The organism is Pseudomonas fragariae (ex Marin et al. 2024), from assembly GCF_059621105.1.
The window spans coordinates 4,765,118-4,788,372 of sequence record NZ_CM184369.1; the positions used below are offsets into that span (position 1 = coordinate 4,765,118).

Genomic DNA, 23,255 nt, shown 5'->3' on the forward strand with positions numbered 1-23,255 from the left:
CTTAACGGTTTTCCAGGCTCGCAGCACGTGCGTATGGCAGCGCGCTTTCAGTACCTTTCAACGCCGCTTCCTGGGCGTGCTGGCGCAGATAGCCCGGCAGACGCTGGTCACCTTGACCACCGCCCTGCAACACACCATTGGCCATAGGACCAGGCGCTTGCTCGGCGCTTTCAGTGTAACCAGCCAGTACGGCCGGGCCTTTGACTTGCGGAACAGTCAGGTTGGCAGGCTGTTGGGTCTGCTGTGCCAGTTGTGCACCGGCAATGTCATCCTGGTTATACAGGCGGACACCAGCCAGAACGGCTACGGTAACCGACGCTGCAACGGCCAGACGACCCAGCGTACGCCAAGGACCGCGAGCTGCCTTGAGCGGGCTGACTTCATCGGCGATCGCGGCAGACACAGCAGCCGAGATATCCAGATGAGGCACCAGCAGCTCTTTGTGCATCGCTGCACGAGCAACTTGGTAACGCGACCAGGTGGCGCGAGTATCGGCATCGTCAATGGCATTCAATACCCGACGTAATTCCAGTTCGTCCGCTTCGTTATCCAGTACCGCGGACAGCGATTCCTGCAGGGCTTCACGACTCATGGCGGGTTCCTCTCTTGGGCTATCGCCGCTGTCTCAGGATTCCTGCAACAACGGCTGCAGGGCTTTATCGATGGCTTCCCGAGCGCGGAAGATCCGAGAGCGCACGGTACCAACAGGACACTGCATGACGCTCGCAATGTCTTCATAACTCAGACCATCGAATTCACGTAAAGTTAGTGCCGTACGTAAATCTTCCGGGAGAAGCTGGATGGTCCGATGGACGGTGCCTTCGATCTCATCCCTCAACAATGCACGCTCCGGCGACTCGATGTCCTTGAGGCCGTGGTCGCCGTCGTAGAACTCCGCGTCTTCAGACCTTACATCGCTATCCGGTGGTCGCCGACCTCGCGAGACCAGATAGTTCTTCGCCGTGTTAATGGCGATGCGATACAGCCACGTGTAGAAAGCACTGTCACCGCGAAAATTTCCGAGAGCACGGTAAGCCTTGATAAAGGCTTCCTGTGCAACGTCTTGAGCCTCATGGGTGTCGTGCACGAATCGCACGATCAACCCTAGAATTTTGTGCTGATACTTCAGCACCAACAGATCAAATGCTCGCGTATCGCCACGCTGTACGCGCTCGACAAGCTGCTGATCCTCTTCCTGGGTTAGCATGAACACTCCTCGTTGAGCATGAAGGAGTGTTGCAACTGATATTGTTCAGGCTCGCAAACATAGACTCGGGCTTTTCGCAAAAGTTCTCCCCCTTCAAGCAAGTTTCCTGCAAGCCATCTTAAAGCGTGCACGAAAAACGCAGCTCGACACGGTCGGCTGCGCGAATAGTCTTGTCGCCAGTTTCGCAGTTGATGATCACTTATCTAACCCTGCGAAATCGACGCTGTTCCTGTGTAGGCAACCTGCTATTGAGCATGGTTCTTTACAAAAAGTTCCATTGACACAATCGCCGGCGTGAGCCGCAAATGGCATAAAACTCCTTTGAATCAACACACTGGAGTATTTCCAGTGGCCGAACAAAAGGAAAACAATAGGCATGCCGTCCGGGACTGGAGCACAATCCAGACCCGCCGTGGTCTCACATTGCCATGTAGGCGCGGCTATTGTGCCGTTACCCCAATACTTATACTAGTGGTCGCCAAGGGCAGAATTCGCAGATGAGTCAACATTTTCAGCATGACGTACTGGTAATCGGCAGCGGCGCTGCCGGGTTGAGCCTGGCACTGACCCTGCCCGACCACCTGCGGATTGCAGTCCTGAGCAAGGGCGATCTCGCCAATGGCTCGACATTCTGGGCGCAGGGCGGTGTTGCGGCAGTGCTGGATGACACCGACACCGTGCAGTCTCATGTTGAGGACACGCTGAACGCAGGCGGCGGCCTTTGCCACGAAGACGCTGTGCGCTTCACTGTCGAACACAGCCGCGAGGCGATTCAATGGCTGATCGATCAAGGCGTGCCTTTTACCCGTGGCGATGACGCAGACACCGACGAAAGCGGATTTGAATTTCACCTGACGCGTGAAGGCGGCCATAGCCACAGGCGGATCATTCATGCTGCAGATGCCACAGGTGCCGCCATTTTTCGCACCTTGCTGGAACAGGCCATCAGGCGACCCAACATCGAATTGCTCGAGCAGCGCGCTGCCATCGACCTCATCACCGAACGCCGTCTCGGCCTGGACGGAGAGCGCTGCCTTGGTGCCTATGTGCTCAATCGCCACAGTGGCGAAGTGGATACGTACAGCGCGCGCTTCACCATCCTGGCGTCGGGCGGCGCCGCCAAGGTCTACCTGTACACCAGCAACCCTGACGGAGCCTGCGGCGACGGCATCGCCATGGCCTGGCGTTCCGGCTGCCGGGTGGCGAACCTTGAGTTCAACCAGTTTCACCCCACTTGCCTGTATCACCCGCAAGCCAAGAGCTTTCTGATCACCGAGGCACTTCGCGGTGAAGGGGCCTACCTCAAGCTGCCCAACGGCGAGCGCTTCATGCAACGCTTCGATGAGCGGGCGGAACTGGCCCCGCGCGATATCGTGGCCCGCGCGATAGACCATGAGATGAAGCGACTGGGCATCGACTGTGTGTATCTGGACATCAGCCACAAGCCGGAAGCCTTCATCAAGACGCACTTTCCAACCGTCTATGAACGCTGCCTGGAGTTTTCCATCGACATCACCCGCGAGCCGATCCCCGTGGTCCCCGCCGCGCATTACACCTGTGGCGGCGTGATGGTGGACAGCAAGGGGCATACCGATGTGCCGGGCCTGTACGCCATCGGCGAGACCAGCTTCACAGGCCTGCACGGCGCCAACCGCATGGCCAGCAACTCGCTGCTGGAGTGCTTCGTCTATGCCCGATCGGCCGCCGCAGACATCGAGAAGCAACTGAATGACGTGCAGATGCCCGCCGCCCTTCCGGCCTGGGATGCCAGCCAGGTCACTGACTCGGACGAGGACGTGATCATTGCGCACAACTGGGACGAGCTGAGGCGGTTCATGTGGGACTACGTCGGCATTGTGCGCACCAACAAACGCCTGCAGCGCGCTCAGCACCGCGTGCGCTTGCTGCTGGATGAGATTGACGAGTTTTACAGCAACTACAAGGTCAGCCGCGACCTGATCGAGTTGCGCAATCTGGCGCAGGTGGCCGAACTGATGATCCGCTCGGCCATGCAGCGCAAGGAAAGCCGCGGTCTGCACTACACGCTGGACTATCCCGATATGTTGCCGGAGGCGCTGGACACTATTCTGGTGCCGCCCACCTATGCCTGCTGAATTTCAAACGCACGCGCAGACGTCGGTGAATGTCCGGCGTCAATGCGTCATGCGGGATACAACAACTGTTTATTGATCGTGCTGGCCGACCGGCGATAATCGGGCGAAAACGCAGAATGACCACCCACGGCAAGGCAAGACTGTCAGGGCATAACTGCACAGGCTGCCAGCCGTCACGTACATTCCACAGTTGCCAGCCTTGATGATCGCGCCTGAGCGCGGTGAATGCCGCCGGATGCGTCAGCAGGATGGCGCGTGGTATCACCCGGACAGCGTGCGCCAGACATATCAGCACACCCAGCGCTGCAGCCCACACAGCGATGTCCAGCCAGTACAACGCGACCAGTGCCAGACACTGGACCGCGAGGTACACCGTCACCAGCAGACGTGAAGCCTGCCAGTGACATTCAAAGCGATCACTGGGGCTGGACACGATCCAGAATCATGCGAACCATGCGCTGCAATTCAGCATCCTCGGATTCGGCACGCTGCATGAACCAGCCGAACATATCCTGATCCTCACAGGTCAGCAGACGGCGGTACAAATCGCGGTCCACGTCATTCAAATGTGGATAGACCTCACGGACAAACGGCACCAGCAGCACGTCCAGTTCAAGCATGCCGCGGCGGCTGTGCCAGTAAAGGCGGTTGAGTTCAACGTCTTCGACCATGGAGCGCTCCTCAAAGTAGGCGGCAAGTATACAGCCGTGAGCCGGGCGCGCGAATCTCGCAATGGTCGCAGCAGTTTTCATGTACCCGTATGCATAACCTCGACTCGGCACTATGATGTGTCCCCGGACTTTTTTCCCAATCTGCGATGACCATGGCCCACACAGCTTTTTTCTGCACGCTATCCCATGAGGGCGTTCTCGCCGTTCGCGGCGTGGATGCCAGCAAGTTTCTTCAGGGTCAGCTGACGTGCAACCTCAATTATCTGAATGAAGACACATCCAGCCTGGGTGCCCGTTGCACACAGAAAGGCCGGATGCAGTCGAGTTTTCGTATCGTCTTCGAGGGCGACGGCTGCCTGCTGGCGATGGCTGGCGAACTGATCGAGGCGCAACTGCTCGACCTGCGCAAATACGCAGTGTTCTCCAAATCGAAGCTCACGGACGAAAGCGCAGACTGGGTGCGCTTCGGCCTGCAGGACGGGGACGCCGCGCTGGTCAGCCTGGGGCTGGATCTGCCACAGCAAACCGATAGCGTGGTGCGCGCCAACGATCTGATGGCGATCCGCGTCTCGCCAGGCCGGACCGAGCTTTGGGTGCGCAGCGCAGAGGCCGACAGCATCAAGTCGCGTCTGGCATCGCACTTGAATGAAGCCCCGCTGAACGACTGGCTACTGGGCCAGATACGTGTCGGCATCGGTCAGGTGTTCGGCAGCACTCGCGAAGAGTTCATTCCGCAGATGATCAATCTGCAAGCGGTTGGCGGCGTCAGCTTCAAGAAAGGCTGCTACACCGGCCAGGAAATCGTTGCCAGAATGCAATATCTTGGCAAACTCAAGCGCAGGCTTTATCGCCTGACCCTGAGCGGCGAAGAGATCCCGCAGCCCGGTACGGCACTGTTCTCACCGGTGCATGCCAGCGCGGTGGGCAACGTTGTCATGGCCGCACAGGATGGGCAGAACATCGAACTGCTCGCGGTATTGCAGGGTGATGCGGCAGAAGACGGTCGTATCAATCTGGGCTCGCCAGAAGGCGCAGCGCTGCAAATGAGTGAACTGCCCTACACACTGGACAGCAAACTCGAAACTCAGCGCTAGCCAGACGAACACATTCAGCTTCCTAGTGTCTTTAGAGCGATCCAGTACAGCCTGGCGCTCTGAAGGGCGCGCGGATAACTCTGGACACCCCCAACAGCTGCGAGATGCAACATGAGCAAGATGGCTGACGAGGTGCAGAGAAACTTGATCAAGGCCATCGACAGAGATGCCTTGTTTCTCCCCACCCTGCCGGAAGTGGCACTGAGAATTCGCCTGGCTGCAGAGGACACCGAGATCAGTATCTCGGCCCTGAGCAAGGTCATCGGTAGCGATACAGCCCTTTCGGCACGCCTGATAAAGGTTGCGAACAGCCCCTTGCTGCGCCCGAACTTTGAAGTCAGCGACGTCAATACCGCGATTCGACGCTTGGGCGTCAACTACACCTGCAACCTGGCCATTGGTCTGGTGGTCGAGCAGATGTTCCACGCCAAATCGCCGGTCATCGAACAGAAAATGCGCGATATCTGGAAGCAAAGCCTGCAGGTTGCCGGTATCAGCTACACCCTGTGTCAGCGCTACACCAATCTGAAACCTGATCAGGCCACGCTCGCCGGGCTGATCCACCTGATCGGGATTCTGCCGATCCTGACCTATGCCGAAGACCATTACGAGTTGCTGTCCGACCCGATCAGCCTCAACCACGTGATCGACAGCATTCATCCGGTCATCGGCGAGCGCCTGCTGCGCTCATGGGACTTCCCTGAACCGCTGGCCTGTGTGCCAGGCCAGTTCCAGAACTTCGCGCGCGTCTCGAAAAACCCGGACTACACCGATCTGGTACAGATCGCCACGGTGCATATCCACAGAAATACCGACCACCCCTTCAGCCTCATTGAAATGGTCGACCTGCCTGCCTACAGCCAGTTGAGACTTGCCAGAGCCGAAGACGTGCTCAGCGCCCAGATGGACGAAGCCAAGAGCATGCTCTACTAGCCTCGACCCATCAGGTGGCGCTGAAACTGACCCTTACCTTCAAGCCGCGCTCGGCGCCCTCGTGCAAGGTGATTCTGGCCAGATGTGCCCGGCAGATCTCACCCACAATCGCCAGGCCGAGCCCGGCACCGCTGCCCTGCTGGCTGCGACGGTAAAAACGCTCGAAGACCCGTTCACGCTCATCTGCAGGAATGCCGGGACCATCATCCTCGACCTCCAGAACACCCGGCGCATAGACCCGCAACACCACGTTGCCGCCTGGCGAGGTATGGGCCAGCGCATTGTCGATCAGATTGCTCAGCAACTCGTTCAGCAAGGTCGGCTCGCCGCGCAGCCAGACCGGCTCATCAGCCTCCAGCGCCAGCGCCACGCCCCGGGAATGAGCCAACGGCGCCATGGCCATGCCCAGCTCCCTGGCCAGTTGACTGAGATCCAGCTGTTGCGCCCCACCCTCGGCGATGGCCCGCGCGCCGTTTTCGATGCGCGCCAGGGACAGCAACTGGTTGGCCAGATGCGTGAGTCGATCGGTGCCGAGCGCCGCCGACTCCAGCGTGCTGCGCCAATGCTGCGGGTCGCGTTCGCGCAGCCCCAGTTCGACCCGCGCCTTCAGGGCGGCCAGCGGGGTACGCAGTTCGTGGGCCGCATCGGCGATGAATTGCGCCTGACGCTCGAACTGCACGCGCAGTCGCTCGGTGAAGTGGTTCAGCGCGCCCACCAACGGACGCAGTTCGTGCTGCACCTCAACCATCGGCAACGCGCGCAGATCATCCGGCTGACGCTCCTCGACGGCAGTACGCAGCCGCTCCAGCGGTCGCAATGCCGCGCTTACCGTGAACCAGACCAGCAGCAGCGCGCCCCCTCCGAGCATGCCCAGGCGCAGCAATGTGTCGGCCATCAGGCTGCGCGCCATGCCCTTGCGCGCTTCCTGGGTTTCGGCAACGCGGATTTCAGCGGTACCGTTCATGCCCGGGTCGGTCACCGGCTTGAGCAGGCTGACGACGCGCACATCCTGCCCCTGATAGGTTCCGTTATAAAATTTCGCCAGGGCCGGGTAATCGTCGGTACGCAAGGTACCGGGCGGCGGCGAAGGCAGGTTTTCATAGCCGGAAATCAGCTTCTGATGAATGTCATTGACTTGATAGTAGATGCGCCCTTCGCTGTCGTAGGCGAAGGTATCCAGCGCCACGTAGGGGATGTCGGCGCTCAGCGTCCCATCACGCTGGGTCAGACCGGCAGCGATGGTCCGCGCGGAAGCCAGCAATGTGCGGTCATAGGCGGTGTCGGCCACTTCGCGGCCATTCCAGTAAGCGCTCATGCCGCTGGCCAGCATCAACACCACCAGCAGCAAGGCCAGGTTCCACAACAACCGCCAGCGCAGGCTGTCGTTAATCATCACGGCTTTCCAGCAGATACCCCAGACCGCGAAAGGTCACGATGGCCACGGAATGCCCGTCGAGCTTTTTCCGCAGACGATGGACATAGATCTCGATGGCGTCGGGGCTGGCTTCTTCATCGAGCCCGAACACCTGCGCCGCCAGTTGCTCCTTGCTCATCACCCGACCCGGCCGGGCGATAAGCGCTTCCAGCACCGCCTGTTCGCGAGAGGTCAGGGTCAGCAGTTCTTCACCAAGCGTGAAACGTCGCGTATCCAGATCGTAGGCCAGCACGCCGCAACACTGTTGCCGCTCGCCACCCAGCACACTGCGCCGCAGCAAGGCCTTGACCCTGGCTTCCAGCTCGGAGAGTTCAAAAGGCTTGGCCAGGTAGTCGTCGGCGCCCAGATTCAGGCCATGGACCCGGTCCTTGACGTCACTGCGCGCCGTCAGCATCAGCACCGGCAGGTTTTTGCTGCGCGCGCGCAGACGCGCCAGCACTTCGAAGCCATCCATGCGCGGCAACCCGACATCGAGAATGGCAACGGCGTATTCCTCGCTGTTCAACGCCAGGTCGGCAGCCACGCCATCATGCAGCACATCAACGGTCAAACCCGCGCTTTTGAGCGCCTGCGCGACACTTTCAGCCAATTGCAGATGATCTTCCACAAGAAGAACACGCATCGCCGTCTCCTGATTGTCACTGTTGTTATCGATCGGGGTATCGAGGCTCGTGGCGGTGGAGTTTACAGGCCGGCCGCCGTCTGTGAAGGCCAGAAACGCTTCGCGGCTCTTCAATCACGACGCGAAAGGCAGCTGAAAGGTTTACGAAAGGTTTGTCGTTTAGCATCGCGAGAAGACCCGACAAAAGGGTACGTAAAAAACAGGCGCCCGGATGCGTCTGAACAATAAAAACAATAAATCGCTAAACGGAGTCACGCCATGTCTACGCCCGCCCAGGCTCACCAGCCCATGGAGCACATCCCGTCGAGGGCTGCTCTGCACACTCTTACCGCTACCCGCCTCGAAACAACACACCAGCGCAAACGCCCGCCCCTGTGACACAGCACTCAGGTTTCGCCATGCGCGTGACAAAAGCGCCTGCTGGACAGCTTCTCTCTGCCAAAAACAACAATATCTCTGGAGACTGAACATGAAATTTTCCCTGCGCCATATAGCCGCCACCGCTGGGTGCATGCTGATTGCCAGCCAGTTGCTTGCCGAACCCAAACGTCCGGAATGCATTGCCCCTGCCTCGCCCGGTGGCGGGTTCGACCTGACCTGCAAACTGGTGCAGAGCGCACTGATCAACGAGAAGATTCTGAACTCGCCGATGCGCGTCACTTACATGCCAGGCGGTGTCGGCGCGGTGGCCTACAACGCAGTCGTCGCGCAGCGCCCCGCCGATGCCGGCACACTGGTCGCGTGGTCCAGCGGTTCGCTGCTCAATCTGGCACAGGGCAAATTCGGTCGTTTCGATGAAAACGCAGTGCGCTGGCTCGCCGCTGTGGGCACCAGCTATGGCGCCATCGCCGTGAAGAGCGACTCGCCCTACAAGAACCTCGACGACCTGGTCCAGGCGCTCAAGGCCGACCCGAGCAAAGTCGTGATCGGCTCGGGCGGCACCGTGGGCAGCCAGGACTGGATGCAGACCGCGTTGATCGCCAAGGCCGCAGGCATCAACCCGCGCGCCCTGCGCTACGTGGCACTCGAAGGCGGCGGTGAAATCGCCACCGCGTTGCTCGGCGGCCACATCCAGGTGGGCAGTACCGATATTTCCGACTCCATGCCGCACATTCTGAGCGGCGACATGCGCCTGCTCGCGGTATTCGCCGAGAAGCGTATCGACGAACCCGAAATGAAAGACATCCCTACCGCCAAGGAGCAGGGCTACGACATCGTCTGGCCTGTAGTGCGTGGCTTCTACCTCGGGCCAAAGGTCAGCGACGAAGACTACAACTGGTGGAAAGCCTCGTTCGACAAGATCCTGGCCTCCGAAGACTTCGCCAAACTGCGCGACCAGCGCGAGTTGTTCCCGTTCGCCATGAGCGGCACGGAACTGGACACCTACGTCAAGAAGCAGGTTGCCGACTACAAAGTGATGGCCAAGGAATTCGGCCTGATTCAGTGATTGAACTCAATTGACTGACATTCCGTTGCGCCCGCCTAAAGGGCGCGACTCAGGAGCTTCTCATGGTCATACAACGCATCTTCGCTGGCGTGCTGTTGCTGGCATGCATAGGCCTTGCCCTTATGGCCTGGCCTTATCAGGCACCTTTTTCCTATGAACCGGTCGGACCGCGCGCCTTCCCGCTGCTGATGCTCGGGCTGATGGGCGTCGCCCTGCTGTACCTGCTGATCAGACCCACACCCATCGTGCACACCGAGGAAGACCCGGAGCTGGACCGCGAGACCCTGATCAAGATCGGCGTGTGCATCGTCCTGCTGCTGGTATTCGCAGGGCTGTTCGAACCGCTGGGCTTCATCCTCAGCAGCATTCTGATCGGCATCCCCATGGCCCGCCTGTATGGCGGTCGCTGGCTGCCGAGCGTGGTGGTGGTGATTCTGATGAGCGTCGGCCTGTACCTGCTGTTCGACAAGGCCATGGACGTCCCCTTGCCTTTGGGCCTGCTCAGCGTTCTGGAGAATTAAAATGGATACTTTCGGTTATCTGGGCCAGGGCTTCGGTGTCGCCCTGACGCCTTACAACCTGATCACGGCGCTGTGCGGAACATTGATCGGTACTGTCGTCGGCCTGCTACCGGGGCTTGGGCCGATCAACGGTGTCGCGCTGCTGATCCCTATCGCCTTCGCGCTGGGCCTGCCGCCCGAATCGGCGCTGATTCTGCTGGCAGCCGTGTACCTGGGCTGCGAATACGGCGGACGCATCAGCTCGATCCTGCTGAACATTCCGGGTGAAGCGTCCACCGTGATGACCACCCTGGACGGTTACCCGATGGCCCGCCAGGGCCTGGCCGGGGTCGCACTGTCGCTGTCGGCCTGGAGCTCGTTCATCGGCGCGTTCATCGCCACCTGCGGCATGGTGCTGTTCGCGCCGTTGCTCGCCAAATGGGCGATTGCCTTCGGTCCTGCCGAATACTTCGTGCTGATGGTGTTCGCGATCGTCTGCCTGGGCGGAATGGCCGGTGACCGGCCGTTGAAGACGTTCATTGCCGCGCTGATCGGGCTGTTCCTGTCTGCGGTCGGTATCGATGCCAACAGCGGGGTGTACCGTTTCACGGGCGACAACATACACCTCACCGATGGCATTCAGTTCGTGGTGCTGGTGCTCGGCCTGTTTTCGATCAGCGAAATCCTCTTGCTGCTGGAGAAAACCCATCGCGGCCAGGAGGCAGTCAAGGCCACCGGGCGCATGATGTTCAACGTCAAGGAAGCCGCTGCCGTGTTCGTGGTGAATATTCGCTGCGGTCTGCTGGGGTTCATCCTTGGCGTATTGCCTGGCGCCGGTGCGACGCTGGCCAGCGCGGTCGCTTACATGACGGAAAAACGCATCGCCGGCGCTGGCGGCAAGTTCGGCCAGGGCGACATGCGTGGCCTGGCCGCACCCGAGACAGCCATCGGCGCGACGGCCTGCGGCGCCCTGGTGCCGATGCTGACGCTGGGCGTGCCCGGTTCAGGCACCACAGCGGTGATGATCGGCGCGTTGTCGCTGTACAACATCACGCCCGGCCCGATGCTGTTTCAGCAGCAGCCGGACATCGTCTGGGGCCTGATCGCGTCGTTGTTCATCGCCAACATCATGCTGGTGATCCTCAACATCCCGATGATTCGCATCTTCACGCGCATCCTTGCTGTGCCGAACTGGGCGCTGGTGCCGGTGATTGCGATCATCACCGGCATCGGTGTGTATGCAGTGCACGCTACCACGTTCGACCTGTTCCTGATGGTCGGCATCGGTATCTTCGGTTACATCCTGCGCAAGCTGGACTTCCCGCTGTCGCCGATCCTGCTCGGCTTCATCCTTGGTGGCCTGATGGAGCAGAACCTGCGTCGTGCCCTGTCGATCTCCAACGGCGAACTGGGGATCCTCTGGTCCAGCCCGATTACCCTTGGCGTCTGGGTGGTGACCGTGTTCATGCTGCTGTTCCCGCTACTGCGCATCTGGCGCAAGCGCGCCAAACAGCAGGCTGCTGCGACGCATGGCTGATTCCTCTCTGCGCCAATGGTGGGCAACACCGCTGATCGGCCTGCTGGGCGGCTACCTCGCCAGCCAGGTCGGCTGGCCGTTGCCGTGGATGGTGGGCTCGTTGCTGGCAATCATCCTGGTGCGCTGCCTGACACCCTGGCAGCTGGCGCAGATTCCCGGCGGGCGCAAGTGTGGTCAGTTGATCATCGGGATCGGCATCGGCCTGCACTTCACCCCGGTAGTCATCGAACAGGTACTGGCGCATTTCGGGCTGATTTTCATCGGTGCGCTGGTTACCAGTCTGTCGTGTCTGGTCGGCGTGTGGCTGATGCTGCGTACCGGAGAGGATCGCCCTACGGCGTTCTTCTCCAGCATGCCGGGCGGTTCCGGGGAGATGGTCAACCTCGGCGCTCGTAACGGTGCAACGCTGAGCAGTGTCGCGGCCGCACAAAGTCTGCGGGTACTTGCCGTCGTGCTGTGCGTGCCGGCGATCTTCAAATACCTATTGGGTGATGGCACACCCGCGTTGCATGCCAGCGTCGTCGACTGGCGCTGGCTGGCCGTTCTGTTGCCGCTCGGTGCCGCGCTGGCCTGGCTGTGGCAACATCTCAAGCAGCCCAATCCCTGGCTGTTCGGCCCGCTGCTGCTCAGTGCCGTGGTGAGCGTGGTCTGGGACTTGAAAATCGGCCTGCCCAACGGTGCCAGCCAGCTTGGCCAGTTGCTGATCGGCAGCGGGCTGGGTTGTCATTTCAATCGGGAGTTCTTTCGGCGTGCGCCATCGTTCCTGGCGCGCACGCTGCTGGGCACTGCGCTGACCATGCTGATCGCCGCGCTGGCGGCACTGGCGCTGAGCGCCCTCACCCACCTGGACCTGCGTTCACTGACGCTGGGCATGATGCCCGGCGGCATCGCAGAAATGAGCCTGACCGCCGAAGTGCTGCAACTGTCGGTGCCGCTGGTCACGGCCATGCAGGTCATGCGCCTGCTGTTCGTGCTGTTTCTCGCCGAGCCGCTGTACCGACGCTGGAACAAACGGCTCGCTGACTGAACAGGTCGCTGGAACCCTTTCAAATTCAAATCAGAGCGCAGGCAAGCGCCAGTCAATCGGCGCGATGCCGTTTTGCTCAAGGTACTTGTTGGCCCGCCCGAAGTGCCCGTTGCCCAGGAAGCCTTTGTAGGCTGACAACGGCGAAGGATGGACAGAGGTCAGCACCAGATGCTTGGTCGCATCGACCAGTTTCTGCTTGCTCTGCGCATGAGCGCCCCACAGCAGGAACACCAGATGCGGCTGATGCTCGCTGACCACTTGGATGATCCGGTCAGTGAAGTGCTGCCAGCCTTTGCCCGCATGCGACGCCGCGTTGGCACGTTCGACGGTCAGGGTGGTGTTCAGCAACAGCACGCCCTGATCAGCCCAGGATTGCAGGCAACCGTGGTTCGGAATATCGATGTTCAGGTCGCGTTTCAGCTCTTTGTAGATGTTGACCAGCGATGGCGGCGTCGGCACACCCGGTTGCACCGAGAAGCACAGACCATGCGCCTGATTCGGGCCGTGATACGGATCCTGGCCAAGAATGACCACTTTCACGTTATCCAGCGGCGTGGAGTTCAACGCATTGAAAATCAGCGGACCGGGCGGATAGATTTCCTTGCCCGCCGCGTGCTCCTGACGCAGAAACTCGCGCAATTGAGCCATGTAGGGTTGTTCGAATTCGTCACGCAGGGCGTTTTTCCAGCTGGGCTCAAGCTTGATGCGGTCGTCGCTAGTCATGGTTACATCCGGTAAAAACAATGCGCGGACACTAGGAAAGCCGGGCAGCAAAGTCAATGCCGGTCGCGCTATGCGCCTTCAAGATCGGACGCAGAGCGTCCAGAAAGGCGTGCCGACGCGGAGCGTCGGCACCATAGTCATGTTGCAGCAGTCAGTTTGCAGCAGTCAGTTCACAGCGCTGACACGATCGTGAGCGCGCGGCTTTCAGCTAGCGATGCCCGCCACGACCATCGCCGCGCCCGCCTCGTCCATGATCACGGCCATCTCTTCCGCCACGCCCACCGTGGTCATCCCAGCCACGATTGCCTCGGTCGCCGCGGAAGCCGTCGTTACGTCCGAAACCGCCATTGCCGCGAAAGCCGTCATTGCGGCCGAAGCCGTCGTTTCTCCAGCCATAACCCGGTGGACGTCCCGGCTGGTAGTAGCGCGGCGGGGGCGGTGGCGCGTAATAGCGTGGTGCCGGGGCGTAGTAGCGAGGCTGGGTGTAATAGCGCGGTTGAGGCGCTACATAGATGCGTCGCTCCTGATAGTAGGTAGCGCGATAGCCATTGTCATACGCGTAGGCGCCGCCAACGACAGTCGGCTGCGTGTACACATCGGATTCGTAGTAACCGGGCCCTGCGTAGCAACCAGAAAGGAAAAGGGTCAGCAACGTGATAAGCAAGGGTCTTCGATACATGGCGGCCTCCTGGACCGCGATTGGGCCAAACCAGCGACGCTGGGCGGCGTCCGTCAAAGCGGTTGGCGGACGAATTGTCTGACATCGAAAAGGCCTTCTAGTGCCTTGGGGCAGCCTTAAGGCCTGACTACGAATGGTTGCCCACTGGCTCGCAAAGGCTCTGCGACCAAGGCCTGCAGGCGTATTTCAACGTTCTACAAAGATGCTACAAAACATTTCATCCGCCGTTGCCTCATCACGGTGCGCCCTCGCACCAGCACAAGGCAGTTCTTGCGGCAGCTGACCGTGGACGACTCGGTCAGCCCTTGAATAACAAGGCGCAGCACGAGTTGGCACAACTCTCGCTTGAGTGAGCAGTGTGCAGGAGTCAACACAGGTTCGCGGCACCACAATTTGCAATAGCCGACTAGGGTTCCGGCTTGCCGCCAGGCAAGTGGCTGGTCCGAGAGTTGGCGACCTCCAGTAGAGGTTACACGGCGGGACAAAAGCCCGGGAGACAGGGACACCAGTGGTGTCACGTTGCTCCTGGCCGCCTTTTTTCACTACTGGAGATTTCTCAACATGCAAAAGTCTCGTCTCTTCGGTCTGCTGACGGCAGGCCTGCTTGCTGCGTTGAGCCTCTCGGCGAATGCCGCCCAGAAAGATCACTTCAACGTCTGCTGGACCATCTACGCAGGCTGGATGCCGTGGGAATACGCAGGTAGCCAGGGCATCGTCGACAAGTGGGCGAAAAAGTACGGCATCAAGATCGATGTCACCCAGCTCAATGACTACGTCGAATCCATCAATCAGTACACCGCCGGCCAGTTCGATGGCTGCACCATGACCAACATGGACGCCCTGACCATCCCGGCCGCAGGTGGCGTGGAAAGCACGGCACTGATCGTCAGCGACTTCTCCAATGGCAACGACGGCATCGTGCTCAAGGGCGAAGGCAAGAAAGTCGCCGACCTCAAGGGCATGGACGTCAATCTGGTCGAACTGTCGGTGTCTCACTACCTGCTGGCCCGAGCGCTGGACAGCGTCAAGCTCAGTGAAAAAGACCTCAAGGTGGTCAACACCTCGGATGCCGATATCTCGGCCGCTTTCAATACCGACGATGTACAGGCGGTTACCACCTGGAACCCGATGCTCTCGGACATCAAGGCCAGGCCCGGCGTCACCGAAGTGTTCAACTCCAGCCAGATCCCCGGCGAGATCATGGACATGATGGTCGTCAACACCCAGACCCTGAAAGACAACCCGGCCCTGGGCAAAGCCCTGACTGGCGCCTGGTTTGAAGTGGTCGCGCTGATGAACGCCAAAAACGCTCAGGCCAAGGCGGCGCTGGAACACATGGCCAAGGCATCGGGCACCGATCTGGCCGGTTTCCAGGCGCAACTGGACACCACCAAGCTGTTTGCCACGCCCAAGGAAGCGCTTGAGTTCGCCACCAGCAAACAGCTGCCGGACACCCAGCGCAAGGTGGCTGACTTCTCGTTCGCCCACGGTTTGCTCGGCGAAGGCGCACGCGACGCCGATGCGGTCGGCATGTCGTTCGCCAATGGCGTGACGCTCGGCGACAAGGGCAATCTCAAGCTGCACTTTGACCCCAGCTACGTGCAGATGGCCGTCGACGGCAAGCTGTAAATCACGCTCAGTAGAAAGGTCATTGCCATGCGTTTGATAAACCGCCATCCGGATAGTGCCGGTCGCCTGATACTGGTGATCCTGCCGTTCGCCCTGTTGCTGTTCGCCTATTTCATGGGCTCGGCCACCCGGCTTGCGGAAAACCCCAGCGACAAACTGCTGCCCAGCGCGGTACAGATGGCCGATGCGGTCAAACGCATGGCGTTCGTTGCCGACCCGCGCAGCGGTGACTATCTGCTGTGGCAGGACAGCGCATCGAGCCTGCAACGCCTGGCCATCGGCCTGGGGATCAGCGCGCTGTTGGGTCTGTGTCTGGGCATCGCAGCGGGCATCCTGCCGTTGTGCGGCGCACCGCTGTCGCCCTTGCTGACGGTGCTGTCGATGGTGCCGCCGCTGGCCATTCTGCCGATTCTGTTCATCGTGTTCGGCCTGGGCGAGTTGTCGAAGGTGATGCTGATCGTGATCGGTATCACACCGATTCTGGCCCGTGATCTGGAACAGCGCGCCCGTGAAATCCCGGTCGAACTGCTGATCAAGGCGCAAACCCTCGGCGCCTCGACCTGGACACTGATCCTGCGGGTGATCCTGCCGCAATTGCTGCCACGCCTGTTGATCGCCCTGCGCCTGGTGCTGGGTTCGGCGTGGCTGTTCCTGATCGCCGCCGAAGCGATTGCTTCGACTGACGGTCTGGGCTACCGGATCTTCCTGGTGCGGCGCTATCTGGCGATGGACGTGATTCTGCCGTACGTGGTGTGGATCACCCTGCTCGCCTGGCTGATGGACTGGGGCCTGAAGGCCCTGACCCGACGTGCCTTTCCCTGGTACGAAGGAGCGCGGGCATGAGCTTTATCAGTGTGCGCAACGTCTGGCAGCAATACGCCGACCAGGTGGTGCTCGAGGGCCTCAACCTGAACGTGGCCGAAGGCGAGTTCTGCACGCTGGTCGGCGCGTCGGGCTGCGGCAAGTCGACCTTTCTGCGCCTGTTGCTGGGTCAGGAATCCCCCAGTCGCGGCCTGATCACGCTGGACGGCACGCCCCTGCGCAATGAGCCGGATGCCAGCCGTGGCGTGGTGTTTCAGCGCTATTCGGTGTTCCCGCACCTGTCGGTGCTCGATAACGTGGCGCTGGGTCTGGAGCTGCCACGCTCGCCCTTGCTCGGCCGGCTGTTCGGCCAGGCAAAAGGCGAGGCCCGCGAGCACGCCGCGCAGTTGCTCGGCAAGGTCGGCCTCGGGCATGCGCTGGACAAGTATCCGACACAATTGTCCGGCGGCATGCAGCAGCGCCTGGCCATCGCTCAGGCACTGATCATGAAACCGCGCGTCCTGCTGCTGGACGAGCCGTTCGGCGCGCTCGACCCCGGCATCCGCAAGGACATGCACCACCTGCTGCTGGACCTGTGGCGCGAAACGAAACTGACCGTGTTCATGGTTACCCACGACCTGTCCGAAGGTTTCAACCTCGGCACCCGCCTGCTGGTTTTCGACAAGGTACGCCACGACCCGCACGCACCCGGCGCCTATGGCGCACGCATCACTTACGACATCCCCCTCAACAGCGAACGCCGCGCCGAGCGCGCCGCTATCGATTCGCTGCTCAACGTTTCAGAGGAGCCTGTTCAATGACTGACTCAACCACGCTGTACCCGGTTTTCGCCGAAGAACTGCTACCCGGTGGCGGCCATCGTTCGTTCATCCTCAAGCGCGGCGAACTGCTGCGCCTGACCGACCTGCACGGCAACGCCAACGTCAGCCTGACCCTGCTCAACGCCCACGAAAAAACCGAGCGGCTGAACCTGCCCGACAGCCTCAAATGCCAGCACACCGCTCGCCTGAGCAACGGTCATTGCCTGTATTCGGACATGGGCCGCGTACTGGCGGCCATCGTCACTGATACCTGCGGCTGGAGCGACAGCATTGCTGGCGTGCTCAATGCTCAGGAGGTTGCTGAAAAGTATGGCCAGGGTCGCTACCAGGAATTGCGCAACGGCTTCTTTCGCAATGGCGTCGACAACCTGCTGGTCGAGCTGGGCAAATGGGGGCTGGGACTGTCCGACCTGCTGATGACCCTCAACCTGTTCAGCCGTGTCGATGTCGACGAGGCAGGAACCCTGCACTTCGCCCCGAACAATTCCAAAGCCGGCGACTACATCGAACTCTACGCACCGATGGACACGCTGGTGGTGCTGACCGCGCTGCAACACCCGATGGACCCCAACCCGGAATATGCCCCGCAACCGCTCAAGCTCAGCTGGATGAAGGCTGACGCCAGCGTTGCCGAGCACTGCCGCACCTCGCGCCCGGAAAACGCGCGCGGCTTCATCAATACCGACCGCCTGTTCGCCTGAGGAGCCTTGTCATGAACTCACCCACTCACCTTTGCTGCGACGCGACCATCCCGGCCGGCGAGCCGTTTCTGGCCGAGGTCAAGGCCGGGCAGACCGTGCGCATCCTCGACCTGCAAGGCAATCAGGCCGTCGACACGCTGTTTTTCAGCCTGAGCAACCCGCGTGAACGCTACGACGTGCAGCGCACCCTGCGCCGTCAGAACAGCGTGTACCTGACCACCGGCAGCGTGCTGTTTTCCAACCTCGGCCAGCCGATGCTGACCATTGTCGATGACACCTGCGGTCGCCACGACACACTCGGTGGCGCGTGCGCGCAAGAGAGCAACACCGTGCGCTACGCCCTGGAAAAGCGCTACATGCACAGCTGCCGCGACAACTACCTGCGCGCCTGTGTGCATGACGGCCGTCTGAGCAAGGCTGACATCGGCCCCAACATCAATTTCTTCATGAACGTACCCGTAACCGCCGAAGGCGGCCTGACCTTCGAAGACGGTATTTCCGCGCCCGGCAAATACGTCGAGCTGCGCGCTGAAATGGACGTGATCGTGCTGATTTCCAACTGTCCGCAGCTCAACAACCCCTGCAACGGCTACAACCCGACGCCTGCGCAGTTGTTGATTCGCGACTGACCCGGCACCTGCCCTCAGCAACGGACGACCGTTGCGTAGATTGATCAATAGCGGGACGGCCCGCTTCCCATCACGAAACCGAGTGCGACTGGGTTTCCGGGGTTATGCCATGTTCGACAAACTGCTGATCGCCAACCGTGGCGCCATTGCCTGCCGCATCCTGCGGACCCTGCGCACCTTGCAGGTCAAGGGCGTGGCGGTGTATTCCGAAGCCGACGCTGCCAGCCTGCACCTGATGCAGGCCGACGAAGCCCACAGCCTGGGCGAAGGTGGCGCAGCCGGAACCTATCTGGCGGTGGACAAGATCCTCGCCATCGCCAACGCCAGCGGCACCAAAGCCATTCATCCCGGCTACGGTTTTCTCTCCGAAAACGCTGCATTCGCTCAGGCCTGCGAAGACGCCGGTATCGCCTTCGTCGGCCCGACGCCCGAGCAACTGCGCGTATTCGGCCTCAAGCACACCGCCCGAGCGTTGGCCAAGCAGCATGGCGTGCCCATGCTCGAGGGTACTGAACTGCTCGACAGTCTGGAGTCGGCCATCGCGGCAGCCCGCACCATCGGCTACCCGGTGATGCTCAAGAGCACGGCAGGCGGTGGCGGCATCGGCATGCGTGTGTGTCGCAGTGCCGAAGAGCTGGCTGACTCGTTCGAGGCGGTCAAGCGCCTCGGTCAGAACAATTTCAGCGATGCGGGTGTGTTCATCGAGAAATACATCCAGCGCGCCCGCCACCTGGAAGTGCAGGTGTTCGGCGACGGTCAGGGCGAGGTGCTGGCGCTTGGCGTACGCGACTGCTCGGTGCAGCGGCGCAATCAGAAAGTGCTGGAAGAAACCCCGGCCCCGAACCTGCCGCACGGCATGGCCGAAGAACTCTGCGCAGCGGCTGTCAAACTCGCCAGGGCAGTCAATTATCGCAGCGCCGGGACGGTCGAGTTCGTCTTCGACAGTGAAGATCAGCGCTTCTATTTTCTGGAAGTGAACACACGCTTGCAGGTCGAGCACGGCGTCACCGAGCAGGTCTGGGGCGTGGATCTGGTCAGCTGGATGGTGCAACTGGCCGCCGGTGATCTGCCGCCGCTGGATCAGTTGCAGGCCGGTCTGAAACCGCTTGGTCATGCGATTCAGGCGCGGCTGTACGCGGAAGATCCGGGCCGTGACTTCCAGCCCTGCCCTGGCCTGCTGACTGCGGCTGATTTCCCGCCTGCCGATGGCCGGACGCTGCGCATCGATACCTGGGTCGAAGCCGGTTGCGAGATACCGCCGTACTTCGACCCGATGATCGCCAAGCTGATCAGTTGGGCACCGACCCGCGAGGACGCCAGCGCCGGGCTGATCGACGCGCTGAACGAAACGCGTCTGTACGGTGTGGAAACCAATCGCGACTACTTGCGCCAGATCATTGCCGACGCGCCGTTCGCCAGTGGCCAGCCATGGACCCGCTGTCTGGAAGATCTGGTGTATCGCGCTGACACCTTCGAAGTGCTGAGCGGCGGCACCCAGACCAGCGTTCAGGATTACCCGGGACGACTGGGCTACTGGGCGGTCGGTGTACCGCCATCCGGGCCGATGGACAGCCGCGCGTTGCGCCAGGGCAATGAGCTGCTGGGCAACCCCGAAGGATGCGCTGCGCTGGAAATCACCATGAGCGGGCCGCTACTGCGCTTCAACACCGATGCGGTGGTCGCAGTGACCGGTGCGCACATCCCGATCACCCTCGATGGCCAATCCTGTGCGATGAACACCGCGCTATTGGTGAGCGCCGGTTCGACGTTGTCGCTGGGCACCATCGCAGGTGCCGGTGTACGCAGCTACCTGTGCGTGCGCGGCGGGCTCGACGTGCCGGATTATCTGGGCAGCAAAAGTACCTTTACCCTCGGCCAGTTCGGCGGTCATGGCGGTCGCGCGCTGCGCGCCGGCGATGTGCTGCACATCGCGCACCTGGTGGAGCGAAGTGCGGGGCAGCGGATTGCCGACGAAGCACTTGAAGCGCTGACAGACGTGCGCCGGATGAGGGTCATTTACGGCCCGCATGCGGCCCCGGAATACTTCACCGAAGCGTACATCGAGAGGTTTTTCGCGACCGACTGGGAAGTGCATTTCAACTCCAGCCGCACCGGCGTGCGTCTGATCGGCCCCAAACCCGAATGGGTGCGCGCCGACGGCGGCGAAGCGGGCCTGCACCCGTCCAACATTCACGACAACCCGTATGCGATCGGCGCGGTGGATTTCACTGGGGACATGCCGGTAATCCTCGGGCCGGATGGGCCCAGCCTGGGCGGATTCGTCTGCCCGGTGACCATCATCGAGGCAGACCTGTGGCAGCTGGGGCAATTGAAGGCTGGCGACAGGGTCCGATTCACCCCGGTCAGTGTCGAGGCGTGTCATGCAGAACGATGTGGGAGCGAGCTTGCTCGCGAAGACAGTATTCCTGACGCAGAAAATCCATCGACTGTGCCGCCCTCTTCGCGAGCAAGCTCGCTCCCACAAGGCACCGCAAACTCCAGTAGGAACGAACTTGTTCGCGAAGGCAGTATTCCTGACGCAGAAAATCCATCGACTGTGCCGCCCTCTTCGCGAGCAAGCTCGCTCCCACAAGGCACCGCAAACTCCAGTAGGAGCGAAGTTGTTCGCGAAAGCTATATGCCTGACGCAGAAAATCCATCGACTGCAACGCCCTCTTCGCGAGCAAGCTCGCTCCCACAAGGCCCCGCAAACGCCCGTAGGAGCGAACTTGTTCGCGAAAACAGTATTCCTGACGCAGAAACCCCATCGACTGCACCGCCATCTTCGCGAGCAAGCTCGCTCCCACAAGACTCCGCGAACTCCCGTAGGAGCGAGCTTGCTCGCGAAGGCTATATGCCTGACGCAGAAAATCCATTGACTACACCTCCCTCTTCGCGAGCAAGCCAGCTTCCACAAGGCCCCGCAAACTCCCGTGGGAGCGAGCTTGCTCGCGAAGGCTATATGCCTGACGCAGAAACCCCATTGACTGCACCGCCATCTTCGCGAGCAAGCCAGCTTCCACAAGGCCCGGCAAACTCCAGTAGGAGCGAACTTGTTCGCGAAGGCAGTATTCCTGACGCAGAAAATCCATTGACTGCACCGCCATCTTCGCGAGCAAGCTCGCTCCCACAAGACTCCGCGAACTCCCGTAGGAGCGAGCTTGCTCGCGAAGGCTATATTCCTGACGCAGAAAATCCATTGACTGCACCTCCCTCTTCGCGAGCAAGCCAGCTTCCACAAGGCCCGGCAAACTCCCGTAGGAGCGAACTTGTTCGCGAAGGCAGTATTCCTGACGCGGAAAATCCATCGACTGCAACGCCCTCTTCGCGAGCAAGCTCGCTCCCACAAGGCCCCGCAAACTCCAGTAGGAGCGAAGTTGTTCGCGTAGAGGATCTGCGCACTCCGGTCATCCTCGACATCGGCCAGGACGATAAACGCCTGGTCGCACGTCTGTCCGGCGATACCCATCTGCTGCTGGAAATCGGTGCGCCGGAGCTGGATCTGGCGCTGCGCCTGCGTGGCCACGCACTGATGCTTGCGCTGGAGGCCAAGGCGCTGGCGGGTGTGATCGACCTGACGCCAGGCATTCGCTCGCTGCAAGTCCACTATCGCCCCGAGCAGCTGCCGCTTCGGCAACTGCTCGACATCGTCGCCGGAGAATGGGACGCGGTGTGCGCCGCGAAAGACCTGCAAGTGGCGTCGCGCATCGTCCATCTGCCACTGTCCTGGGACGACCCGGCCTGCCAGCTGGCCATCGAAAAATACATGACTACCGTGCGCAAGGACGCACCGTGGTGCCCAAGCAACCTGGAGTTCATCCGCCGTATCAATGACCTGCCCAACCTCGACGAAGTGCAACGTACGGTGTTCGACGCCAGTTATCTGGTCATGGGCCTGGGCGATGTGTACCTCGGCGCACCGGTGGCCACGCCGCTGGACCCGCGCCACCGGCTGGTCACCACCAAGTACAACCCGGCACGCACCTGGACCGCCGAGAATTCGGTGGGCATCGGCGGCGCCTACATGTGCGTGTATGGCATGGAGGGCCCCGGCGGTTATCAGTTCGTTGGCCGCACGTTGCAGATGTGGAATCGCTATCGCGACGTCGCCGCCTTCCAGGGCAAACCATGGCTGTTGCGCTTCTTCGATCAGATCCGTTTCTACCCGGTCAGCGCCGACGAACTGGTGCGTATCCGCCGCGACTTCCCGCTGGGTCGCTTCGCCCTGAACATCGAACACAGCACCCTGAATCTGGCTGATTACCAGGCCTTCCTGAGCCGCGAAGCCGAAGGCATTACGGCATTCCGCGCCCAGCAAAACGCCGCTTTCAACGCCGAGCGCGAACGCTGGATCGCCAACGGGCAGGCCGATTTCCAGAGCGATGAAGGCGTGGCGCCGAACACTGAAGAACAGCCCCTGCAACCCGGCCAGCAAGGCGTCGACAGCCACATCGCCGGCAATCTCTGGCAAGTCCAGGTGCAACCGGGAGCGCGCGTGGAAGCAGGCGATGTGCTGGTGATTCTGGAGTCCATGAAAATGGAAATCCCCCTGCTCGCCCCGATCAACGGCGTGGTGCAGGACGTCAGGGTGCAACCCGGCTCGGCAGTACGCGCAGGGCAACGGGTGGTGGTGCTGAGCGCAGACTGAATCGAACAACTTTTCA

At 61.0% G+C, this 23,255-nt stretch carries 21 protein-coding genes and 1 riboswitch; of the genes, 13 read left to right on the plus strand and 8 right to left on the minus strand.

The annotated features are described in order from the left end of the window. Position 1 precedes the first annotated feature (1 nt). Positions 2 to 592 (minus strand): anti sigma-E factor RseA C-terminal domain-containing protein, encoded by a 591-nt coding sequence (locus tag AC54XV_RS20645; RefSeq protein WP_003405339.1) that lies wholly within the window; start codon positions 590 to 592, stop codon positions 2 to 4. A 33-nt stretch (positions 593 to 625) separates the two neighbouring features. Further along, positions 626 to 1,207, minus strand: a complete 582-nt coding sequence (gene rpoE / locus AC54XV_RS20650) for an RNA polymerase sigma factor RpoE/AlgU (RefSeq protein WP_002554912.1) — start codon at positions 1,205 to 1,207, stop codon at positions 626 to 628. A 497-nt stretch (positions 1,208 to 1,704) separates the two neighbouring features. On the opposite strand from rpoE, the gene nadB reads away from it, so the two are divergent. Beyond that, the gene (gene nadB / locus AC54XV_RS20655) at positions 1,705 to 3,321 is read left to right on the plus strand and encodes an L-aspartate oxidase (RefSeq protein ID WP_058399194.1); all 1,617 of its coding nucleotides are present in this window, start codon (positions 1,705 to 1,707) and stop codon (positions 3,319 to 3,321) included. Here nadB and AC54XV_RS20660 read toward each other — a convergent pair. Then, positions 3,290 to 3,754 carry a protein YgfX gene (locus AC54XV_RS20660; protein ID WP_058399193.1) on the minus strand — a complete coding sequence of 155 codons (465 nt, stop codon included), beginning with the start codon at positions 3,752 to 3,754 and terminating at the stop codon, positions 3,290 to 3,292. The two genes, nadB and AC54XV_RS20660, sit on opposite strands and share 32 nt — an antisense overlap. Next, on the minus strand, positions 3,738 to 3,992 hold the full coding sequence (locus AC54XV_RS20665; RefSeq protein ID WP_003363729.1) for an FAD assembly factor SdhE: 255 nt from the start codon (positions 3,990 to 3,992) through the stop codon (positions 3,738 to 3,740). The genes AC54XV_RS20660 and AC54XV_RS20665 overlap by 17 nt, the downstream gene beginning before the upstream one ends. A gap of 152 nt (positions 3,993 to 4,144) precedes the next feature. Between AC54XV_RS20665 and ygfZ the strand changes: the two genes are divergently transcribed. Continuing rightward, positions 4,145 to 5,086, plus strand: a complete 942-nt coding sequence (ygfZ, locus tag AC54XV_RS20670) for a CAF17-like 4Fe-4S cluster assembly/insertion protein YgfZ (protein WP_058399199.1) — start codon at positions 4,145 to 4,147, stop codon at positions 5,084 to 5,086. Positions 5,087 to 5,197: 111 nt separating this feature from the next. Continuing rightward, on the plus strand, positions 5,198 to 6,019 hold the full coding sequence (locus AC54XV_RS20675; protein WP_003405327.1) for an HDOD domain-containing protein: 822 nt from the start codon (positions 5,198 to 5,200) through the stop codon (positions 6,017 to 6,019). A gap of 10 nt (positions 6,020 to 6,029) precedes the next feature. On the opposite strand, the gene AC54XV_RS20680 is transcribed toward AC54XV_RS20675, so the two are convergent. Next, positions 6,030 to 7,412 (minus strand): sensor histidine kinase, encoded by a 1,383-nt coding sequence (locus AC54XV_RS20680; RefSeq protein ID WP_003405326.1) that lies wholly within the window; start codon positions 7,410 to 7,412, stop codon positions 6,030 to 6,032. Next, entirely contained in the window at positions 7,405 to 8,076 is a 672-nt protein-coding gene (locus tag AC54XV_RS20685; RefSeq protein ID WP_003405325.1) for a response regulator, read from the minus strand. The genes AC54XV_RS20680 and AC54XV_RS20685 overlap by 8 nt, the downstream gene beginning before the upstream one ends. A 463-nt stretch (positions 8,077 to 8,539) precedes the next feature. Between AC54XV_RS20685 and AC54XV_RS20690 the strand changes: the two genes are divergently transcribed. From AC54XV_RS20690 to AC54XV_RS20705, 4 genes are all read left to right on the plus strand, one after another. After that, a complete protein-coding gene (locus AC54XV_RS20690) occupies positions 8,540 to 9,523 on the plus strand; it encodes a Bug family tripartite tricarboxylate transporter substrate binding protein (protein ID WP_173924670.1) in 984 nt (327 codons plus the stop codon). A 62-nt stretch (positions 9,524 to 9,585) separates the two neighbouring features. Continuing rightward, entirely contained in the window at positions 9,586 to 10,044 is a 459-nt protein-coding gene (locus tag AC54XV_RS20695) for a tripartite tricarboxylate transporter TctB family protein (RefSeq protein ID WP_011268760.1), read from the plus strand. 1 nt (position 10,045) lies between these two features. Next, positions 10,046 to 11,560: a tripartite tricarboxylate transporter permease gene (locus AC54XV_RS20700; RefSeq protein ID WP_003405319.1), complete on the plus strand. Its 1,515-nt coding sequence runs from the start codon at positions 10,046 to 10,048 to the stop codon at positions 11,558 to 11,560. Then, entirely contained in the window at positions 11,553 to 12,587 is a 1,035-nt protein-coding gene (locus AC54XV_RS20705) for an AbrB family transcriptional regulator (RefSeq protein ID WP_058399192.1), read from the plus strand. Before AC54XV_RS20700 ends, AC54XV_RS20705 begins: the two co-directional genes overlap by 8 nt. A 30-nt stretch (positions 12,588 to 12,617) precedes the next feature. Here AC54XV_RS20705 and ung read toward each other — a convergent pair whose 3' ends face one another. Then, positions 12,618 to 13,310: a uracil-DNA glycosylase gene (ung, locus tag AC54XV_RS20710; protein WP_003405314.1), complete on the minus strand. Its 693-nt coding sequence runs from the start codon at positions 13,308 to 13,310 to the stop codon at positions 12,618 to 12,620. A gap of 208 nt (positions 13,311 to 13,518) precedes the next feature. Beyond that, positions 13,519 to 13,905: a hypothetical protein gene (locus tag AC54XV_RS20715; RefSeq protein ID WP_161938934.1), complete on the minus strand. Its 387-nt coding sequence runs from the start codon at positions 13,903 to 13,905 to the stop codon at positions 13,519 to 13,521. Between the two features lie 479 nt (positions 13,906 to 14,384). Further along, positions 14,385 to 14,487, plus strand: a riboswitch (guanidine-I (ykkC/yxkD leader). A gap of 63 nt (positions 14,488 to 14,550) precedes the next feature. Here AC54XV_RS20715 and AC54XV_RS20720 point away from each other — a divergent pair. The 6 genes from AC54XV_RS20720 (at position 14,551) to AC54XV_RS20745 (ending at position 23,239) form a co-directional block, all read left to right on the plus strand. Further along, positions 14,551 to 15,618, plus strand: a complete 1,068-nt coding sequence (locus tag AC54XV_RS20720; protein ID WP_011268762.1) for a putative urea ABC transporter substrate-binding protein — start codon at positions 14,551 to 14,553, stop codon at positions 15,616 to 15,618. 27 nt (positions 15,619 to 15,645) lie between these two features. After that, the gene (locus tag AC54XV_RS20725; protein WP_024641902.1) at positions 15,646 to 16,461 is read left to right on the plus strand and encodes an ABC transporter permease; all 816 of its coding nucleotides are present in this window, start codon (positions 15,646 to 15,648) and stop codon (positions 16,459 to 16,461) included. Beyond that, positions 16,458 to 17,240 (plus strand): ABC transporter ATP-binding protein, encoded by a 783-nt coding sequence (locus AC54XV_RS20730; protein ID WP_058399191.1) that lies wholly within the window; start codon positions 16,458 to 16,460, stop codon positions 17,238 to 17,240. The genes AC54XV_RS20725 and AC54XV_RS20730 overlap by 4 nt, the downstream gene beginning before the upstream one ends. Next, positions 17,237 to 17,962, plus strand: a complete 726-nt coding sequence (locus AC54XV_RS20735; protein WP_058399190.1) for an urea amidolyase associated protein UAAP1 — start codon at positions 17,237 to 17,239, stop codon at positions 17,960 to 17,962. The genes AC54XV_RS20730 and AC54XV_RS20735 overlap by 4 nt, the downstream gene beginning before the upstream one ends. An 11-nt stretch (positions 17,963 to 17,973) precedes the next feature. Then, the gene (locus AC54XV_RS20740; protein WP_003405298.1) at positions 17,974 to 18,591 is read left to right on the plus strand and encodes an urea amidolyase associated protein UAAP2; all 618 of its coding nucleotides are present in this window, start codon (positions 17,974 to 17,976) and stop codon (positions 18,589 to 18,591) included. 109 nt (positions 18,592 to 18,700) lie between these two features. After that, on the plus strand, positions 18,701 to 23,239 hold the full coding sequence (locus tag AC54XV_RS20745) for a 5-oxoprolinase/urea amidolyase family protein (RefSeq protein ID WP_496717190.1): 4,539 nt from the start codon (positions 18,701 to 18,703) through the stop codon (positions 23,237 to 23,239). The last annotated feature ends 16 nt before the right edge of the window (positions 23,240 to 23,255 follow it).

Excerpts from the sequence above, each read along its gene's own strand:
- AC54XV_RS20645 (WP_003405339.1), bottom strand. The coding sequence starts at position 592 with ATGAGTCGTGAAGCCCTGCAGGAATCGCTGTCCGCGGTACTGGATAAC.
- rpoE (WP_002554912.1), bottom strand. The coding sequence starts at position 1,207 with ATGCTAACCCAGGAAGAGGATCAGCAGCTTGTCGAGCGCGTACAGCGT.
- nadB (WP_058399194.1), top strand. The coding sequence starts at position 1,705 with ATGAGTCAACATTTTCAGCATGACGTACTGGTAATCGGCAGCGGCGCT.
- AC54XV_RS20665 (WP_003363729.1), bottom strand. The coding sequence starts at position 3,992 with ATGGTCGAAGACGTTGAACTCAACCGCCTTTACTGGCACAGCCGCCGC.
- ygfZ (WP_058399199.1), top strand. The coding sequence starts at position 4,145 with ATGGCCCACACAGCTTTTTTCTGCACGCTATCCCATGAGGGCGTTCTC.
- AC54XV_RS20675 (WP_003405327.1), top strand. The coding sequence starts at position 5,198 with ATGAGCAAGATGGCTGACGAGGTGCAGAGAAACTTGATCAAGGCCATC.
- AC54XV_RS20680 (WP_003405326.1), bottom strand. The coding sequence starts at position 7,412 with ATGATTAACGACAGCCTGCGCTGGCGGTTGTTGTGGAACCTGGCCTTG.
- AC54XV_RS20685 (WP_003405325.1), bottom strand. The coding sequence starts at position 8,076 with ATGCGTGTTCTTCTTGTGGAAGATCATCTGCAATTGGCTGAAAGTGTC.
- AC54XV_RS20695 (WP_011268760.1), top strand. The coding sequence starts at position 9,586 with ATGGTCATACAACGCATCTTCGCTGGCGTGCTGTTGCTGGCATGCATA.
- AC54XV_RS20700 (WP_003405319.1), top strand. The coding sequence starts at position 10,046 with ATGGATACTTTCGGTTATCTGGGCCAGGGCTTCGGTGTCGCCCTGACG.
- AC54XV_RS20705 (WP_058399192.1), top strand. The coding sequence starts at position 11,553 with ATGGCTGATTCCTCTCTGCGCCAATGGTGGGCAACACCGCTGATCGGC.
- ung (WP_003405314.1), bottom strand. The coding sequence starts at position 13,310 with ATGACTAGCGACGACCGCATCAAGCTTGAGCCCAGCTGGAAAAACGCC.
- AC54XV_RS20720 (WP_011268762.1), top strand. The coding sequence starts at position 14,551 with ATGCAAAAGTCTCGTCTCTTCGGTCTGCTGACGGCAGGCCTGCTTGCT.
- AC54XV_RS20725 (WP_024641902.1), top strand. The coding sequence starts at position 15,646 with ATGCGTTTGATAAACCGCCATCCGGATAGTGCCGGTCGCCTGATACTG.
- AC54XV_RS20730 (WP_058399191.1), top strand. The coding sequence starts at position 16,458 with ATGAGCTTTATCAGTGTGCGCAACGTCTGGCAGCAATACGCCGACCAG.
- AC54XV_RS20735 (WP_058399190.1), top strand. The coding sequence starts at position 17,237 with ATGACTGACTCAACCACGCTGTACCCGGTTTTCGCCGAAGAACTGCTA.
- AC54XV_RS20740 (WP_003405298.1), top strand. The coding sequence starts at position 17,974 with ATGAACTCACCCACTCACCTTTGCTGCGACGCGACCATCCCGGCCGGC.
- AC54XV_RS20745 (WP_496717190.1), top strand. The coding sequence starts at position 18,701 with ATGTTCGACAAACTGCTGATCGCCAACCGTGGCGCCATTGCCTGCCGC.